Origin of the sequence: Ferrimonas balearica, assembly GCF_019802055.1 — a bacterium.
Taxonomy (GTDB): domain Bacteria; phylum Pseudomonadota; class Gammaproteobacteria; order Enterobacterales; family Shewanellaceae; genus Ferrimonas; species Ferrimonas balearica_A.
Window position 1 is genome coordinate 1,561,227 of sequence record NZ_JAHVHW010000007.1, and the last position, 17,022, is coordinate 1,578,248.

The 17,022-nt window shown below is 59.1% G+C and carries 11 protein-coding genes; 3 read left to right on the forward strand and 8 right to left on the reverse strand.

Annotated features, from left to right (window positions below; translation table 11 throughout):
- Position 1: 1 nt before the first annotated feature.
- From KUV52_RS14740 to KUV52_RS14755, 4 genes are all read right to left on the reverse strand, one after another.
- A complete protein-coding gene (locus tag KUV52_RS14740) occupies positions 2-1,393 on the reverse strand; it encodes a metal-dependent hydrolase family protein (RefSeq protein WP_222526679.1) in 1,392 nt (463 codons plus the stop codon).
- 89 nt (positions 1,394-1,482) lie between these two features.
- Positions 1,483-1,860, reverse strand: a complete 378-nt coding sequence (locus tag KUV52_RS14745; RefSeq protein WP_222526680.1) for a PH domain-containing protein — start codon at positions 1,858-1,860, stop codon at positions 1,483-1,485.
- A gap of 52 nt (positions 1,861-1,912) precedes the next feature.
- Positions 1,913-2,908 carry an adenosine deaminase gene (add, locus tag KUV52_RS14750; RefSeq protein ID WP_222526681.1) on the reverse strand — a complete coding sequence of 332 codons (996 nt, stop codon included), beginning with the start codon at positions 2,906-2,908 and terminating at the stop codon, positions 1,913-1,915.
- 189 nt (positions 2,909-3,097) lie between these two features.
- Positions 3,098-4,864: an ABC transporter transmembrane domain-containing protein gene (locus KUV52_RS14755; protein ID WP_222526682.1), complete on the reverse strand. Its 1,767-nt coding sequence runs from the start codon at positions 4,862-4,864 to the stop codon at positions 3,098-3,100.
- A gap of 222 nt (positions 4,865-5,086) precedes the next feature.
- Here KUV52_RS14755 and KUV52_RS14760 point away from each other — a divergent pair, with 222 nt between their 5' ends.
- From KUV52_RS14760 to KUV52_RS14770, 3 genes are all read left to right on the forward strand, one after another.
- The gene (locus KUV52_RS14760) at positions 5,087-5,581 is read left to right on the forward strand and encodes a rod shape-determining protein (RefSeq protein WP_222526683.1); all 495 of its coding nucleotides are present in this window, start codon (positions 5,087-5,089) and stop codon (positions 5,579-5,581) included.
- Between the two features lie 595 nt (positions 5,582-6,176).
- Positions 6,177-7,934, forward strand: coding sequence for a hypothetical protein (locus tag KUV52_RS14765; protein ID WP_222526684.1), 1,758 nt, complete (start codon positions 6,177-6,179; stop codon positions 7,932-7,934).
- Positions 7,935-8,267: 333 nt separating this feature from the next.
- A complete protein-coding gene (locus KUV52_RS14770) occupies positions 8,268-11,252 on the forward strand; it encodes a hypothetical protein (RefSeq protein ID WP_222526685.1) in 2,985 nt (994 codons plus the stop codon).
- Between the two features lie 91 nt (positions 11,253-11,343).
- Here the strand turns inward: KUV52_RS14770 and KUV52_RS14775 are convergent, their stop codons facing one another.
- The 4 genes from KUV52_RS14775 to KUV52_RS14790 all read right to left on the reverse strand — a co-directional run bounded on the left by KUV52_RS14775 (position 11,344) and on the right by KUV52_RS14790 (position 16,944).
- Entirely contained in the window at positions 11,344-12,177 is an 834-nt protein-coding gene (locus KUV52_RS14775) for a MaoC family dehydratase (protein ID WP_222526686.1), read from the reverse strand.
- Between the two features lie 78 nt (positions 12,178-12,255).
- Positions 12,256-13,209 carry a DNA-binding transcriptional regulator DsdC gene (dsdC, locus tag KUV52_RS14780; protein ID WP_222526687.1) on the reverse strand — a complete coding sequence of 318 codons (954 nt, stop codon included), beginning with the start codon at positions 13,207-13,209 and terminating at the stop codon, positions 12,256-12,258.
- Positions 13,210-13,433: 224 nt separating this feature from the next.
- Entirely contained in the window at positions 13,434-13,931 is a 498-nt protein-coding gene (locus KUV52_RS14785) for a DUF1285 domain-containing protein (protein WP_222526688.1), read from the reverse strand.
- Positions 13,924-16,944 carry an FAD-binding and (Fe-S)-binding domain-containing protein gene (locus KUV52_RS14790; RefSeq protein WP_222526689.1) on the reverse strand — a complete coding sequence of 1,007 codons (3,021 nt, stop codon included), beginning with the start codon at positions 16,942-16,944 and terminating at the stop codon, positions 13,924-13,926. The genes KUV52_RS14785 and KUV52_RS14790 overlap by 8 nt, the downstream gene beginning before the upstream one ends.
- Between the last annotated feature and the right edge of the window lie 78 nt (positions 16,945-17,022).

Here is a 17,022-nt window from a genome sequence, read left to right on the forward strand (position 1 = left end):
CTCAGGGAGCAAGGGTGTTTTTGTAGATCACCCCATCTTTCATAATCAGACGGATGGTTTCCGGGCTGTCTGGACGGGGCTCGGCATCAAACCACTTATCACCGGAGCCCACTACGGAGAAGTCCTCGAGCGGGTTGCCATCCAGAATCAGGATATCGGCGTAAGCTCCCTCTTCTATCACCCCCAGCTTGCCGTCCAGATAGGGGTTCATAAAGTCCCCGGTCATGGCGGCGATTTCGCCCCCCACTGAGGTCATCGCCACCAGCGAGGCATAGGGTCCAAAGAAGCTGTTGTTCAGATGCTTTTCGTAGGCGATCTGGATATTACAGGCCGCCACAGAGCCCACGCAGTCGGTATGGAATCCCCGCTTTGCGGGACAGCGCTTCATATTGTCCACATACCCGGCAAACGTGGCGCTGGCTGACTTGGCTTTCGCCAGGCTGGCGGGCACATTCTTTACCGCCGGAATGTCCAGCAGACCCGGGTCAAAGGCGGTCAGATTGGTGGTGATGTAGGCGCCCTTCTCCTTCATCAGTTCGGCAATGTCGCAGTCAAAGGCAAAGCCGTGCTCAATGCTTTTTACCCCCGCCTCAAGGGCGGTGATGATCGCCTCCTTACGATAGGAGTGGGCCATCACGTAGCTGCCATATTCGTTGGCGACCTGCACGGCCGCTTCAATCTCTTCCGGCGAGCCCGCCAGCAACTGCCAGGGGTCAAAGGCGGACACCACGCCGCCGGATTGCATGTATTTAAGCTGGGTGGCGCCCATACGGAAATTGTTGCGGCCGAACTTATGCATATCCGCCACACTGTCCACCTCCTGCGCCAAATTGAGGCGGCCGAAGTTGGTGTCCTCACCGGGCGGCGACGTGTAGTTGGCGAAATCCGCATGCCCGCCACGAGTGCCAAGAAACGCGGCAGAGGGATAGAAACGGGGGCCAAGAATGCTGCCGGAATCGATGGCCCGACGAAGCCCCGCATTGGCGCCCCCGGCATCCCGAACCGTGGTAAAGCCCTGCATCAGGTACATCTCGGCCATCTGGGTACCGTGAATCGCCAGGTCTTCCCAGGTGGCTCCGGCTTCCATTGCTGGCAGGGAGGGGCCCGGCAACATCAGGTGGGCGTGGTTCTCAATGAAGCCGGGCATCAATGTGCCCCCTTTACCATCGATAACGGCCGCGCCGGGGACATTCAGCGGTTTAGCGGAAACGGTTTTGATCAGGTTGCCTTCAACCAGGACATTGGCGTTTCTGATCAGCTTCTCGTTGACGCCATCAAACACATTGACGTTGATAAACAGGGTCTGGCTGGGTTCAGTCTGTTCAGCCAGAACCGTTCCGGACAGCCCCAGGGCAAGTCCAACCACAGCCAGGATTGCATGCAACCGCTTCATCTCTGCCTCCCGCAACAACAGGATGGTGATTTTTTCACCGCGTAAGCAAAGGAGTATAGCGTTTCCAGCGGGTTAGCCAGTGCAGAGCGTCAGTTCAGCACCAACTCCGCGATGGCACGCTGTATGCCGACCACATCGGTGCCCTTTTTCAACTCCCGAACGATGGGGTCGCTCTGGCCAGAGATCCAGATCTTCAGCTCCGCATCCATATCGAAACGCCCGCTGGTTTCCACCAGAAAGTGAGTGATCGATTTAAAGGGGATGGAGTGATACTCCACCTTTTTGCCGGTGACCCCCTGCTTGTCGATCATCAGCAACCGCTTATTGGTGAACACAAACAGATCCCGAATCACTTTGTAGGCCAGCTTGAGTTGCTCACTGGAAGCGAGAATTGGCGCCAGCTCCCGGTGCAGTTCGTCCAGATCCACTTCAGTGGCGTTGCCCATCAATCCATCCAGCAGTCCCATATCTCCTCCTTAAGGCAGAAAAAAACCCGAAGCCAGAGGCTTCGGGTTGGTATCAGGCTTTGGCCGCTTTCAGCGCCTCGCGCTCCTGGTCATTCAGGAAGGCCGCTTTCAGGCCGTTCTCCTGAAGGGTTCGGCACTGCGCTTCGGTCAGTCCGACTTCCGGTGCGGCCACTTCATACTCATGGCGCAGGTCCACCCCTTCCACGCCGGGATCGTCAGTGTTCAGCGTCACCATCAGCCCTTCCTTCAGGAAGGTGGTGATGGGGTGCGACGCCAGACTGGCGACCGTGGTGGTCTGAATGTTGGAGGTCAGGCAGGACTCAAGTGCGATACCCTTTTCCCGCAGATACGCCATCAGGGCTGGATCTTCCACCGCTTTAACGCCGTGGCCGATGCGCTCGGCACCCAGCTCCCGAACCGCATGCCAGATGCTCTCCGGGCCCGCTGCTTCACCGGCGTGGATGGTCAGACGGAAACCGGCATCCCGGGCGATGCGGAAATGGTCCTCAAACAACGGGCCGGGCTTGCCCAGCTCATCACCGGCCAGATCCATCGCGGTGATCTTGTCCCGAAACGCCAGGCACGCCTGAAGTTCGGCGTGGCAAGCGTCCGGACCAAAGGTGCGGCTCAGAATGCCGATCAGCTTCGCTTTGACCCCAAAGTCGCGGCAACCGGCCTGAACCCCATCAATGACCGCTTCCACCACCCCTTCCGGGCTCAGGCCGTGAGTCATCGCCATATAGCCGGGAGAGAAGCGCAGCTCCGCATAATCGATGCCATTGAGCTTCAGATCTTCGGCGTTCTCGTAGGCCACTCGCCGCACTGCATCGTAGTCCTTCAGTACCGCCACACCCCAGTCGAGTTTGGCCAGAAAGGTGACCAGATCGGGGGCGTTGTCGGTGATCTGAACATGGGGGATAAGCGCCTCGTAGCTGTCCGCAGGCAGCGCGAGATTATGCTGCGTACCCAACTCCCATATAGTGCGAGGCCGGATATTGCCATCCAGGTGGCGATGCAGATCCACCAAAGGCAACGTGTTATCAATCATCTGGAATTGTCCTTTTATTTTGATTGCTCTATGGCGCGGGCGATCTTTGTCGCCCTGTTTTTGTCACTATAGAGTCCCAAAAGGATAACCGAAAGGCGGATTCAATGGCAGACGGGCGGGTCGCCGGCCAGGCTTAACCCTTTGCCAGACCGGGGTTACTGCCCGTTAAGTGGCCGTCCGAAGAGGTGGCTAGAGCGAGGGATCCCGCTGCGGTTCCGCCATCAATTGCAACTCCGCCAACTGACGATACAGAGCACTCTCATTGAGCAAATCGGCGTGTCGCCCCACCGCACTGATCGCCCCCTTATCCAGCACCACCAGCCGGTCCGCATTCACCACCGTGGACAAGCGGTGGGCGATGATCAGTGTGGTGCGACCCGCCATCAACTGTTCCAACCCCTCCTGAACCGCCACTTCGCTGGCGGCATCCAGGGCTGAAGTGGCTTCATCCAGCAACAGGATGGGTCGGTCAGCCAGGATCGCCCTTGCGATGGCGATGCGCTGCTTCTGACCCCCGGAAAGCCGCACGCCCCGCTCTCCCAGATCCGAGTGATAACCACCGGGCAGTTCCTCCACAAACTCATGGGCACGGGCGGCCCGACAGGCGGCTTCCACTTCGGCCATCGACGCCTCCGGACGACCGTAGCGCACATTCTCCAGCACCGAGGTGGCAAAGATCACCGGCTCCTGAGACACCAGCGCAAACTGAGAACGCCACTGGTGAGGATCACACTGATGGGTGGAGACCCCATCCAGCGAGATCTCCCCGTGCTGAGGGCGATAAAACAGCTTCAACAGCTGAAATAGGGTGGTTTTACCCGCACCGCTGGGGCCCACAAAGGCCACCCGCTCACCGGGCTTGATGGAGAGAGAAAACGCTTTCAGAACGGGGCGATTTAAGGCGCTGGGGTAGGCAAACTGGACCTGTTGAAACTGGAGGGCGCCGCGCAGAGGCGCAGGCAGTATCTTGGGTGAGGACGGAGCTTCAATCGATGCCGGAACCATCATCAGCTCACGCAATCGCTCACTGGCCCCGGCTGCTCGCTGGATCTCCCCAATCACTTCACTGAGGGTAGCGACCGCACCCGCCACCAATACGGCGTAGAACATAAAGGCAGTAAGCTGACCGGCGCTCAGGCCACCCGCCATCACCTCTAACGCCCCCATCCAGCTCACCAGCGTGATGGCACTGACGGAGAGCAACATCACCGCAGCAATCAGTCCGGAGCGATAGCGGATCCGCTTTACCGCGGTGGCCATCACCGACTCCACATCCCGGTGGAAATGGGTGCGATCCACCGGTTCATGACCATAGGCCTGAACCGTCTGTATCTCATGCAGGGTTTCATCCACACGAGCCCCCAGATCCGCCACCCTATCCTGACTGGCGCGACTGAGGGTACGTACCCGGCGGCCAAAGAACAGGATGGGCACCAGCACGACCGGTACGGCGACGGCTACGGCCAGCGTCAGTTGCCAGCTGGTCACCATCATCATCACCCCCCCGCCGATCAGCGTCAGGGCGGATCGCAGCGCCATCGACAAACTCATCCCCACCACGGTTTGCAGTACGGTGGTATCGGCGGTAAAGCGCGAGATCACTTCGCCGGTTCGGCTGGTTTCATAGAACTCGGGCGACAGGGTCAATAGGTGATCAAACACCGCTTTGCGCAGATCAGCACTGACCCGCTCCCCCAGCCAGGTCATCAGGTAGAAACGGACAAACACCGCCATCGCGCCTACCAGATTGATCGCCAGCACCAGCAGCATCATCCGATTGAGCGCAGTTGGGTCACCGGAGAGAAACCCCCGATCCACCAGCAGGCGCACCCCCTGCCCCAGCGCCAGCCAGGCACCGGAGCCAACCGCAAGGGCGACCAGCGCCAGAGCGACACGATGACGGTAGGGGCGAAGAAAACCCCAGAGCCAGGGCAGAATGGAAGAGGATGCGTGCATACAGCGCCTTAGGTAGTCAGCCGATATCCGATGGTAACGCAAAGGGAAAGCGTAACGTATCGGCAACCCCTGGTTAAATCCATAAATCACTGATGCCTTTGCTTTAATCCTCCATAGGCGAGGTATTGTCACCACCCAATCCAACTGGCTTAACGCAGACGACCAGCAGTATAGTGAGGACATCAGCCATATTTGACGCGACTGGAAAGGATGCCATAAGCGATGTTTCGGTTTTTACGCTCTCTCGTTTCCCACGACCTGTTGATTGAACTGAGTCAGGAGAAAATCACCATCCAAAGATTTCGCTCTGGCCATCGGTTGGAGTATTCCCCCTGGCTGGCGTTGGAGATGGAAAACGATAAGCCCACCATCAAGGCAATTGGTGACGAGGCGAAACGGTTGTCGGGGCCGACTATCCAGCGTGTGAACCCTTTCTCCCATCCCCGCAGCTTTGTCGGTAACTTCCAAGTGGCGGAGAAGTTGCTTCAACATGGGATCCGGGAGTTTCACTCATCACGACTGCTTCGACCGGCGCCCCGGGTGGTAATACACCAGCTGGAAAAAGCCGAGGGTGGACTGACGGATATCGAAATCAGGGTGCTTCGTGAATTGGCACTTGGCGGCGGAGCCCGAGAGGTCATTGTGCATACCGGAAAAAGGATCCGCCCCCAGCTTGAGCGGTTTGAGGATCTGAAAAGCCGCACGCCATCACATTGATTCGCACAGTCCTAAAAGTGGCTCAATAAACCCAAGCGGGCCCCTGACGCTGAACAAAGAGTTCGCCACATCAATGGCCTCAATAAGGTGGCCCCATCCCTTTAATAGCCAAATCGAATTACCTCAGAACCAGCTGCTACTTTTTATTCCGTAATTTTTGTGACAGGTAAAAGTATACAAGCTTTCCCCCCTACGATCTTATTTCCTTGCTCCCGATCACTCTTTGAACTCACCCCATTTTCACCTACCCCAGTTAACTCAACACCTCAAGTTTACTTTTTGTTCACATTATTTGCCTTGCGTGATCCTCGTCACGTCAAATTTGGGGGGGATTGCTACTTTTTAATTACCTAAATTAGCCATTTGAACATTAGGAGGTGCTGCACAAAGCACTCAATATGAAGCAACGAAGGCCCCACTGAAGGTGCAGGGGCAGAATTCAAAACAAACCACAACGGCCGGTTTCAGGCGGGTTTTGGGCAGGGAAGCAGATTCCCTGCCTCGGGCTCGCTCATGCTCAAAATCGCCTACACCGTCCGGGCACAACCCTGCACCGAGATTCAACGGTCTCAAACTGAATCAACGGAGAATGATGATGACTGCACTACGATTGACCGGATGCCTGGGATTATTCCTGATAGCATTCGCTTCCCAAGCCGCCAAACCGGTCGATAACGACGGTGACGGCTACCGAGCCGGACAAGACTGCGATGACAACAATCCTGCAGTCTGGCAACTGAACAGCTGCGGTGAGTGTGCCGTAGAACCGGTTGCCGGTTGCGGCGTCGATAACCCCCACGCCAGCCTCGGCTGGACAGACTATCCCAGCGCCTGCCAAAACTGCCATGACGGCGGTGAAGGCGGATTCCAGTATCAGGAGATGTTTGGCTCCACCCATTACCAGTGGACCGGCGAAACGCCCGATATGGTAAACCAGGGCGGCACCCTCCAGGGCAAGCTGACCAATGCGGTGAACAGCTACTGCATCAACATCGAAGGCGACTGGCCGGTCTGTGGCTCCTGCCACGCAGGGCGCGGCATCAAGCCGGGTGAAGGCGATACCGTCGCCAACGTCGACTGTCTGATGTGCCACAACAGCGACTACGCGCTGAACCGCGTCCGTCTGCCTGATGGTAGCTTGGGCCCCTCCCAGGGCACAGACAGCGCTACACTGGACAGCTACGTTCAGAACATTGCGCCGCCGACCCGTACCAACTGCCTGAAGTGTCACGCCTTTGCCGGCGGTGGTGATGGCGTGAAGCGGGGCGATCTCTCCTCCGCGCTGATGGCCAATGGCGACCCCCACTTCGATGTGCATATGAACGCCACTGGCGCCAACCTGCAGTGTCAGGATTGCCACCAGTTCATCAACCACCGTGTGATTGGTAAAGGCTCCGACCTGCGACCCACTGACGACATCGTTCGTGGTGCCGAAATCACCTGCGCCAGCGCCAACTGCCACCAGGGCATGGACTCCGGTACCGGCCACGCCGCAACCGGACGCCGTGGCGAACCGGACCGTCACGTAGCGCGCGTAGCCTGCCAATCCTGCCACATCCCGACCTACGCCAAAGATCTGGGTGACCCGGCCCATGTGCCCACCGAAATCCACCGTGATTGGCAGCACCACCACGACGGCACACCGGCGGACGGCGTATCCGGTCCTGGCCACCCGCACACCGATAAGGCTGCGAACCTGGCCCCATGGCTGCGCTTCTGGAACCGTAAGAGCGACAACTACCTGTTGGGCGATCAGGCGGTGCTGGATCCGGAAACCGGTCGCTACCCCACTTCTCGCCCAATCGGCGGGGTCAACGACGGCATGCTGGTGCCCTTCAAGTACAAGACCGCACTGCAACCCATGACCGTGGCTGACCAACGGATGATCGCGCTGAACACCTTCGAGTACCTCAAGGGTTCAGGGGATGCTGTTGCGTCTACCGAGTCCGGCCTGGTGAACATGGGTTACCCAGCCAATGAGCCCTATGAGTGGATCGAGACTGACACCTTCCAGATGATCAACCACGGTGTGAATCCTGCCAGTGATGTGGCGGATTGCAGCCAGTGTCACGAGACCACTCTGGATCTGGCCAACGACTCGATGCTCGACACCATGGGCTACAAGCTCAAAGGTCCGAAAGAGCAGGTCTGTAACCAGTGTCATGATGGTTCCAAGAGCCTGCCGCGCACCTGGGATAAGATGCACAACCACGTCAGCAAAGGCAGCACCGGTATCGATTGCGCCTTCTGTCACGACGTACAGCGCCCTGAGCGCGGCCTCTGCAGCCCCTGCGACAGCAGCTGCTCAGCGGAATACGTGGACAACGTGCCCTACCCGCATCAGTGCGATTAACGCTTTAGCTCCCAACTGCGGGCCACCCCACGGCCCGCCCCGTTTAAGGGCGCCATTGGCGCCCTTATTATTTGCCACATCTTGGCGATTGAATTCCGACTGAGCACCATTCAACTGAAGTCAGTTAATCAACGGATTAAATAATACATTCTGGATATTTATCATGGACTTAAGTAAATATTTAGCCAGATTAAAACCTGCATCTTAATTACATAGAACCTATCGGTTGTTCCGCTATATCAAGTCGCTAGAATGCCCCATTCCGCTATATCCCCCCACATCTCCATTTCCTAATTGGAGAGGGATTTCTGCACCCCAAATTTGGAGGCATCCATGCGCACAAAATGGCGTTTCCTACTGGCGGCCTGGCTGGTGTTACTCATCACTGGCTGCGGCGGCGGTAGCAGTGATGAGAGCAACTCAACCACTGTGCCCCCGATCACCACCCCACCGGAGGAGACGGTTCTCCCCTCTCACCCTGGACTCAGTGCCAGAAGTGTGACGGCCCAGTACCATCCGGAAGGCACACTGCACCCTGAGATCCAGGGCCAGAAAGGCACATTGAGCTTTGAGCTGGATCCCGGCAGCGCGGACGATGTGGTCGAGGTTGACGTCCGCAGCGGCCAACTTCGGGTCCTGAACCAAGGGGAAGCCGTCATCCGCATCCGTGACAATGGCTTGCCAAACTACAAAGCCGCTGAAACCGAATGGCAGATCACCATTACACCGGGGGCACGGGGCCAACTCCTGACCAATGACCTCACCCTCTCTTACGGTGACAGCCCTGCGCCTTTACGGGTATCCGGTGCCATTGGCCAACTCCACTACCGCCCGATGGAGGACCACCCCATCATCTCCATCGATGAGTCCGGGCGGGTCACCGCTTTGGCGGTCGGCACCAGCTTGGTCCATATCGAGGATGACGGTGGCCGCAACTACCAAAGCTCCAGCGCCGCCGCCTTTGTCCGTGTCATGCCAGCCCAGGGCGGGGTTGCCGAATTCCACGATCTGGGTGACAAGCCCTATGTGCCTGGGGGCACACTGCTTCCCTCATACAGTGGCTCGCTGGCACATCAGGTTCACTTTGTGCTGGATGACTCCGACTCACACCAGATTGTCCGTCTTGATCCAGATTCAGGCGAGATGAGCATCCTGAGTGCGGGTCAGGCCTGTGTTCGCGTCGAGCAAAGCAATGGGCCGGGTTTTGAAACGCTGGCAGACCAGCGCTTCTGCGTTAACGTACTCCCGGCAGAAAACACCGGGCTGGTGATCTCTGGTGCGCCGCTGGCGTTTGAATTTGACGGAATCGTCGAGCTGCCGGTGAACGGCGTACAAGGCACCCTGACCCTCGCTCTCGCCGAGGATGCCCCTCAGGATGTGGTTGCCATTACCGATGACCAGCGTCTGGCCCTGCTGGCACCTGGCGAAGTGCGCCTGAACGTGCAGGATGACGGCGGACGAAACTACCTGCCAAGCCAGCACACTGTGACCGTCACCGTGCTGCCACTGCCCCACCCCGGTCTGTCAGCCCTCGATATCTCCCGTCCCTTTGACGCTGACGCTCGCTGGATACCCGCCATTCAGGGGGCACAAGGTGAAGTGAGCTATCGGTTGGCAAAAGAGCAGGATGCCACGCGAGTCCGTCTGGATCCGGTTTCCGGTACTCTGACGCCCTTGATGCCGGGTCAATCCACGATTCTTGTCTCCGACGATGGCGGGCGTTACTACGCCCCGGCACAAACGCCATTTACCCTCACCGTCGACAAGCTGGAAAACACCGCCTTGAGTGCGACGCCGTTGGTGACCCAGTATCAATCCGGCCAACAGCTGATGCCGGTGATTGAAGGGGCACAAGGCGCCCTCTCTTTCACCCTGCTGGATGGGCAGGATGTGGTGACCATCAATCCGGACCACAGCCTGACAACGCTCAAACCTGGCTACGCGGTGCTCAACGTAACCGACAGCGGTAACGACTGGTACCAGCCCGCAGAAACCCTGTTGACCGTCACCGTTTACCAGGCTGACAGCCCCATGGAGGCTCAGGGTCTTACGCTGACCTATGCTCCGGATGCCCAGGGCGCCATCTCGGTCATCGGAGCCGTTGGCACCCCGAGCTTTGCCATCAGCAAGGGCTCAAAGCAGGACGTGGTCGCCGTTAACCCCCAGACCGGTGTCGTCACCGTACTCAACGCCGGCACCACTAATGTCACGGTGACCGACCCGGGTGACACCAACACCGCCTCCTACCGGCAGATGGTAACGGTTACAGTCAACAAAGGGGCCGCCAACCCCAATCTCAAACTCGCCAGCGAGCAGATCCAGGGTATTTATGGCCAACTGCCCCTGACCGCCCCGCAGTTGACCGGCGTGGAGCCAGACGCCTGGGTCAGCTACTGGATTGAGGATGCGGCACAGCGCCAGATTGCTCAGATCGAGTCCCGTACCGGCGTAATCACGCCGCTGCAGGCGGGCATTGTTGAAGTCGCCGTAACCGAACACAGCCGAAACTACGAAGACAGCCAGGTGCACTACCAGGCGATCATCGAACTGGGACGGCATGAAGGGCTCAGAGTCGACAGCGCCACGCCGACGAACTTTGCCTTCTATCCGGATATGCGGATAACGGCCCCGATTATCGACAATCAATACGGCATGCTGCACTTCTCCGCTACCCCATCGGCCGATTATGACTTGACCGATGACGGCACCCTGGTGGTGCACCGCCAGCCGCCCACGGGACTTATCAGCCTTATCATTGAAGACAACGGAGGCAACAAGGTCACACCAAGCCTGGCTCAACATACCCTCTATCTTGATCGCATCGACCGGGAGTCCGGACAGCCGGACACCGTCACCTTTGAGGGTCAAACGCTGGTGTTCGATGGCCGTATCGACATCATGAAGGGCGATCACAGCCAGCTGGAGTTGGCCAGTGGCAATGACTTCGGCACAGAGGTGCAGTTACCGGATGGCAGTGGCTACACCCGTGTTAAAGCCTCGGTGACCCTCGAGTCCAGCGGACAACGTGTTCCGGTGACGCTGCGTTTGAGCACCCGCGGGGATTGTCAGGAAGCCTGGCAGTGGTTGCCACTGTCGGCGCCCATGTCGGTCTACTGCAACGGTAACCAGCAGGTGCGGATCACCCTGGCGCCGGAGGACGACTACAACGGTGCCCTGCCTGCGGGCCACTATTTCTCCACAGAGCCTCTGGTGCTGACTCAAAGGGCAAAGCCCTGGGTCAATGAAGGTGTCACCGAGATGGGTGATGCGGTTGCACGCAAATGGTGGCTTATCGACATCGATATGCGCCTGCCCTGAACGAACGCAAAAAGCCCGGCAGTTGCCGGGCTTTTTATTTGTTCCAACCGGGATTGAGTCATGCCGGCATTGGGGCCGGGTAGCGCCGCAATCAAGCGGTGGTGATGGTGGCTTCCACCAGCGGCTTTCCAGCACTGTTGGCCAGACGAAGGGCGCTGCCATCGCGCTCAATGGTGCCGTTGCCGGGCATCAGTACGGGACGCTTAAAGTCAAAGCTGGCGCCGGTTAACGGCTCGGATACAGCGGAGAGCATCCGCGCAACCATGTACATTCCGTGGGCGATCGGCGCATCAAAGCCAAAGGGTTTGGCGGTGATCCGGTGCAGGTGAATGGGGTTGTAGTCGCCGGAGATCCGCGCATAACCACGGGCCACCTGGGGCGACAGTGCCAGGGCTTCGAGGGTCTGCCACTGGTACTCCACCTTGGGGGCACGAGTACCGGCACGCCGACGGCGACGACCGCCTTCCGCAGGCAGGCGCAACAGACAACGGCTGGTGTATTGAGCGCAGCAGGTGGCGCCCTGAGTAAATTCCGCCACCAGTTCGAACTCCAACCCCTTTTCGGTGCGCTCCTGCTCACCCACCTTCACCACCACATCGTAGGCTTCGTCCGCCTTCATCGCAGTATGCAACTCAAAGCTGACGCCCAGGTGGATCATGCCCAGAGGTTGAACCGGTACATTTTTGTCGGTGAGCAGCATCAGCTGGATCGGCTGAGTCGCAACAAACAGGTAGGAGAGCGGCAGCACATCGGGGGCGAACCCACAGAAGGCGTTGTAGCGTTTGAGCTGCTCCGCTTCAAACCGGAACCCTTCGACCTTCATCTCCATGGCCGGCAGTTCTCCAGGCGCACAGCGCTTGAGAAAACCTTTCCATACCAGGCTCAGATTGGAGGGGATCTCGTTTTGGGTCAGGGTTTGAATCATAGGGTTACAGTTCCTTTCGGTCTTAAAAGCCCGCAAAGGATACCTGTAGGGCCTCGTAAACGAGGCCCGACCAGCTTCCTATACCGGCTCGAACGCCAGGGCTTCCCGCTCCTGGGCCAGTCTTTCCATGTGTTGCTGGGCCATCTCATCAAGCCACTCCAGCACCGCTTTGATGGCGGGTACCTCCTGACGATCAGGATGGCACACTGCCAGATAATGCTGCTCCGCTTCGACAAAGGCGTCAATGGGCACCACCAGCGCACCGGAGCGAACCGATGGCGCCACCATGTGCCAGCGTCCCAGTGCCACGCCCTGCCCGGACATGGCGGCCCGGTAGGCCAAATCCGCACGGTTAAACACAAAACCGCGAGTCACGGCCAGAGGATCAATCCCAGCTCGTTCGGCCCAGAACTGCCACTCAGTGTAGAATCCGGTGCCCTGCCAGGCGGTCTCATCATGCAGCAGCAAACAGTCTGCCAGGCCATCCGGGTTCTGCCACAGGTTGTGCTCATCCGCGTAATCCTTGCTGCACACCGGCACCAGCATCTCACCAAACAGCACATGCTGATGCAGGCCAGAGCGATCTGCCCGGTCGTAGTACACCGCCACATCCACAGGCTCATGCTGGAAGTCGGTGGAGCGGGACTGAGCGCGCACCTGCAAAGTCATCTTGGGATAACGACGATGCAGATCCCCCAATCGCTCGGACAACCAGCAGCGGGCAAAGCTGTGGGGCACCGCCATGCTGAGGGTGGAGGTGAACTCCTGCTGACGAATGTCACGGATGGCGGATTCCAGCCCACCGAGGGATTGGTCCAGCACCGCCATCAGGCCCTGCCCCTGCTCCGTCAACTGCAGGCGACGGTTAAAGCGCAGGAACAGTTTGAAGCCCAACTGCTCTTCAAGTTTTTTGATGCGGTGGCTGACGGCACTCTGTGTCAGGTGCAGTTCTTCGGCCGCCTTGGTGAAGCTCATATGTCGGGCTGCACTGGCAAAACAGTGCATGGAGGAGAGAATGGCGCTACTCAGCATGGGGGCCTCGGATTAACAGCGTTCATATGAAAGTCATTTTATTTCGCTGTTGACCCAACGCAAGGAAACCTATACTGCGAAGCATCAGAACGGGATGGGACTCACATTTGCCTGGTGAGTTGAGTTAGCACCTTATCCCTGACCGTTCCAGCGTTATTCTCCGTCTCCGAATAGACGCTGTTCAAGCGAAAAAATTGGAAAGCCCGGCACCTGGTGTCGGGCTTTCACTCTTTTTCCCCCAGGACGCACCACTGCGCTCCCAACTGCACCCCATATTCGCCATCCCGGCATTCGGCCTGCTCCGCCAGACGATAGTACAGCGCACGCGAAATCTTCCCCAGCATTCCATGCCACAGCCGCACATAGGGTATGCCCTGCTTAAGCAGCCAGGGGTGATCATCGCTGACGGGGCAGCGCACGCCATTGGGCCCGTTCAGCCACCACTGACCATCATCGGATTCCAACTCCGTCAGCAGAAACGGCGCATCCTGAACCCGGACCCGCCACTTCTCCACCGGGGTCACCAGATAGTGGTGGCCATCGGATTCTGCTCTGAGCACCGATGCGAATAACTGCACCAGCGCAGGCCGCCGGAACGGCTCACCCTGGCAATACCAGTTGCCCTCCCGGTCGATCTCAATGTCGATATCGCCGCACAGGGGGGGATCCCAGCTGTCCAGCTTGGGATTCTCTCCCACCTGACGGACGAGTCGCTCAATCACCTTCAATCAGTTCCAGCAAAACCTGCAAGGGGTGGCGCAAGCCCTTCAGTCCAAATCGCTTAACCTGGCTGCGACAGGAGTATCCGCTGGAGAGCGGCTCCCCCTCCTCTTTCGCCAACTCCGGCGCCCAGCTCATATCGAACAGCTGACGACTTCGCTCCAGATTGGCCACCTCATGGCCAAAGGTGCCCGCCATACCGCAGCAACCCAGATTGACGGTTTTCAATTCGGCACCAAAGTGACCCAGAACCTGCTGCCACTCAGTTGCGCCACTGGGTCGCACACTGTTCTCCGTGCAGTGCCCCATCAGACGGTAGTGATGCCCGCTCTGGGGGCGCGGTGTCCAGCGATCCAGGTGACGGGCCAGAAACGACTGCAGCACCTCAACCTCAAAGTCGCCCCGCTCCTCTTTCAGAATGGTGACGTACTCATCGGAATAGGTCAGAACCAGAGCGGGGTCCAGCCCCACCATCGGCACTTTGTAAGCCGCCAGACGGTTCAGCGCTGCGGCAGAATTGCGTGCAGTTCGACGGAAGCGGTCCAGGAAACCCTTGATGTGCTGAGGCTTGCCATTGGGCAGGTACGGCACCAGCAGCGGTTCAAACCCGAGCCGGGCCAGCAGTTTCAGTCCCGCTTCCACCAGGGCGGCATCGTAGTGGCTGTTAAACGGGTCCTGCACCAGCAACACCATATGGCGGCGCTCCTCGCTGCTGGCCCGCGCCAGGCGTCGCTCCAGTTCAGGCAGGGTCGAGGGCTGATGCTGCCCGACCCGCTCAGTCAGAGTGGGGACCGAAAGCGCCGGCGGATCCACGTAGCCCACCAGGGTCTTCAGCAGCCATTGGCTGGCACGGTTCTGGCTCAGGCTGTTCACCAGTTTCGGGAAGCGGGCCTGCAGCGGCAGGCTGTCCTCAAGGTTGGCAACAAAGTGGTCTTTCAACGGACGCAGGTAGCGGCCGTAGTAGTGGTGCAAGAACTCCGCCCGCAGCGTCGGGATGTCCACCTTAACCGGACAGGCACCGGAACAGGCCTTACAGGCGAGGCAACTGAGCATGCCCTGGTGCACTTCATGGGAGAAGTCGGTCTCCTGAGAGAACTGATTCCGAACCCGTTGCCACAAGGGCGCGCGGCGCGGGGGATATTGGCTGAGATCCACGCCCTCGCGGGCCAGCAGTCTGAGCCAGGCCCGATAAAGCTCAGCCCGTCCTTTGGGGCTCTCTACCCGATCCCCACTCGCTTTGTAGGAGGGGCACATGGGGGAATCAATCTGGTAGTTAAAGCAGAGGCCGTTGCCATTGCAGCGGATCGCCCGCTCGTACTCTTCGCGGCTTTGTGGGCTGATGCGTCGGTTGAAGGCGCCCCGGGTGGGCGACTCCACCGGGTAGAGTTCATCGTCACTGTCCAGTGGTGTGCAGATCTTGCCGGGATTGAGGCGGTTGTCCGGGTCAAACCACCCCTTAATGCGGCGCAAATCCTCAAACAGCTCGCCAAATACGGCAGGGCCATATTCAGAGCGCACGCCCCGACCATGCTCGCCCCACATCAGGCCACCATACTGGCGGGTCAGTTCAGCCACTTTGTCCGACAGGACCTTAAGCTGTCGCTCGTCCGCCGGATCGCAGAGATCCAGGGCGGGCCGCACGTGCAGTACCCCCGCGTCGACGTGGCCAAACATGCCGTACTGCAGACCTTCCGCATCCAGCAACGCCCGGAACTCGGCTATAAAATCCGCCAGCTTTTCCGGTGGCACGGCGGTGTCCTCAACAAAGGCCAACGGCTTACGGGGGCCCTTGGCATTGGCCAGCAAGCCCACCGCTTTCTTGCGCATGGCGTAAACCCGACCGATGCTGCCGCCATCGCGGCAGACTTTGTAGCCCAGTACCGCGCCATTGTCGCCGCTGTCGAGCCGGGCCAGCAGTGCGATCAGCTTACCCTCCACCTCATCGGCTTCTCCGGCGAACTCCACCATATTGATGCCGTCAAAGCGGTGAGCCTGCTCCGCGTCCTCCGGTTCCACCAGGTCCGCGACGGTATGCCAACTGACGTCTTCCCGTGCCAGGTTCAGCACCGTGGCGTCGATGGTTTCCACCACCGTGGCGTGCGCGTCCACCAGTTCCGGGGCGTGACGCAGTGCGGAATCAAAACTGTCGTACTGGATGTTGACCAGCACCCGGGTGTCCGGAATGGGGGTCAGGTCCAGGGTCGCTTCAACCACAAACGCCAGGGTGCCCTCACTGCCGCAGAGCAGACGGGTCAGGTCCAGAATGTCGGTGTCCGGGTTGTAGACGTGCTTAAGGTCATAGCCGGTCAGGAAACGATTGAGTTTGGGGAAGCGGGCTTCAATCAGCCCCTGCTTCTCCTGACACAGGGCCACGACAGATTCCGCCAGTTCCCGGGCCCGGCCCTTCAGCGCGTTACGAGCTGCTTGATCCCAAGGGCCGGTGATCAGTTCGCTGCCATCATCAAGAATCGCGCGGATGGCGATCACGTGATCCGAGGTTTTTCCATACACCAGAGAACCGGCACCGGAGGCGTCGGTGTTGATCATTCCGCCCAGGGTAGCGCGGTTGGAGGTGGAGAGATCGGGGGAGAAGAACAGGCCATGGGGGCGCAGTTCGTCGTTCAGGGCGTCCTTGATCACCCCGCACTGCACCACCGCCTGACGGCGCTCGGCATCAATGGAGACGACGCCACGCATATGGCGGCTGGTGTCGATGATGATGCCCCGGTTAAGACTCTGGCCGTTGGTGCCGGTGCCGCCACCACGGGCGGAGAAAGTCAGTTGACGAAACTCCGGGTTCTGAGCCAGTCGCAGTGCCAGTTGGATGTCATCGCCATCAAGGGGGAACAACACACCCTGAGGCAGCATCTGGTAGACGCTGTTGTCCGTGGCCAAGCTGAGCCGGTGGCCATACCGGGTTTCCACTTCACCTTGAAAACCGGCGCCTTTAAGGGCGCCGAGATAATCCCGATACTGGGGTTCCAGTACCGCCTGAGGATCCAAAGCAGGGATCATGCACTCTTCCTTGCGCGGTCGCGTTTCGCGTCATTGTGCCCCATGGGATACACAAAGAAAAAAAAGCCGCTCAGTGAG

Excerpts from the sequence above, each read along its gene's own strand:
- KUV52_RS14740 (WP_222526679.1), bottom strand. The coding sequence starts at position 1,393 with ATGAAGCGGTTGCATGCAATCCTGGCTGTGGTTGGACTTGCCCTGGGG.
- KUV52_RS14745 (WP_222526680.1), bottom strand. The coding sequence starts at position 1,860 with ATGGGACTGCTGGATGGATTGATGGGCAACGCCACTGAAGTGGATCTG.
- add (WP_222526681.1), bottom strand. The coding sequence starts at position 2,908 with ATGATTGATAACACGTTGCCTTTGGTGGATCTGCATCGCCACCTGGAT.
- KUV52_RS14755 (WP_222526682.1), bottom strand. The coding sequence starts at position 4,864 with ATGCACGCATCCTCTTCCATTCTGCCCTGGCTCTGGGGTTTTCTTCGC.
- KUV52_RS14760 (WP_222526683.1), top strand. The coding sequence starts at position 5,087 with ATGTTTCGGTTTTTACGCTCTCTCGTTTCCCACGACCTGTTGATTGAA.
- KUV52_RS14765 (WP_222526684.1), top strand. The coding sequence starts at position 6,177 with ATGACTGCACTACGATTGACCGGATGCCTGGGATTATTCCTGATAGCA.
- KUV52_RS14770 (WP_222526685.1), top strand. The coding sequence starts at position 8,268 with ATGCGCACAAAATGGCGTTTCCTACTGGCGGCCTGGCTGGTGTTACTC.
- KUV52_RS14775 (WP_222526686.1), bottom strand. The coding sequence starts at position 12,177 with ATGATTCAAACCCTGACCCAAAACGAGATCCCCTCCAATCTGAGCCTG.
- dsdC (WP_222526687.1), bottom strand. The coding sequence starts at position 13,209 with ATGCTGAGTAGCGCCATTCTCTCCTCCATGCACTGTTTTGCCAGTGCA.
- KUV52_RS14790 (WP_222526689.1), bottom strand. The coding sequence starts at position 16,944 with ATGATCCCTGCTTTGGATCCTCAGGCGGTACTGGAACCCCAGTATCGG.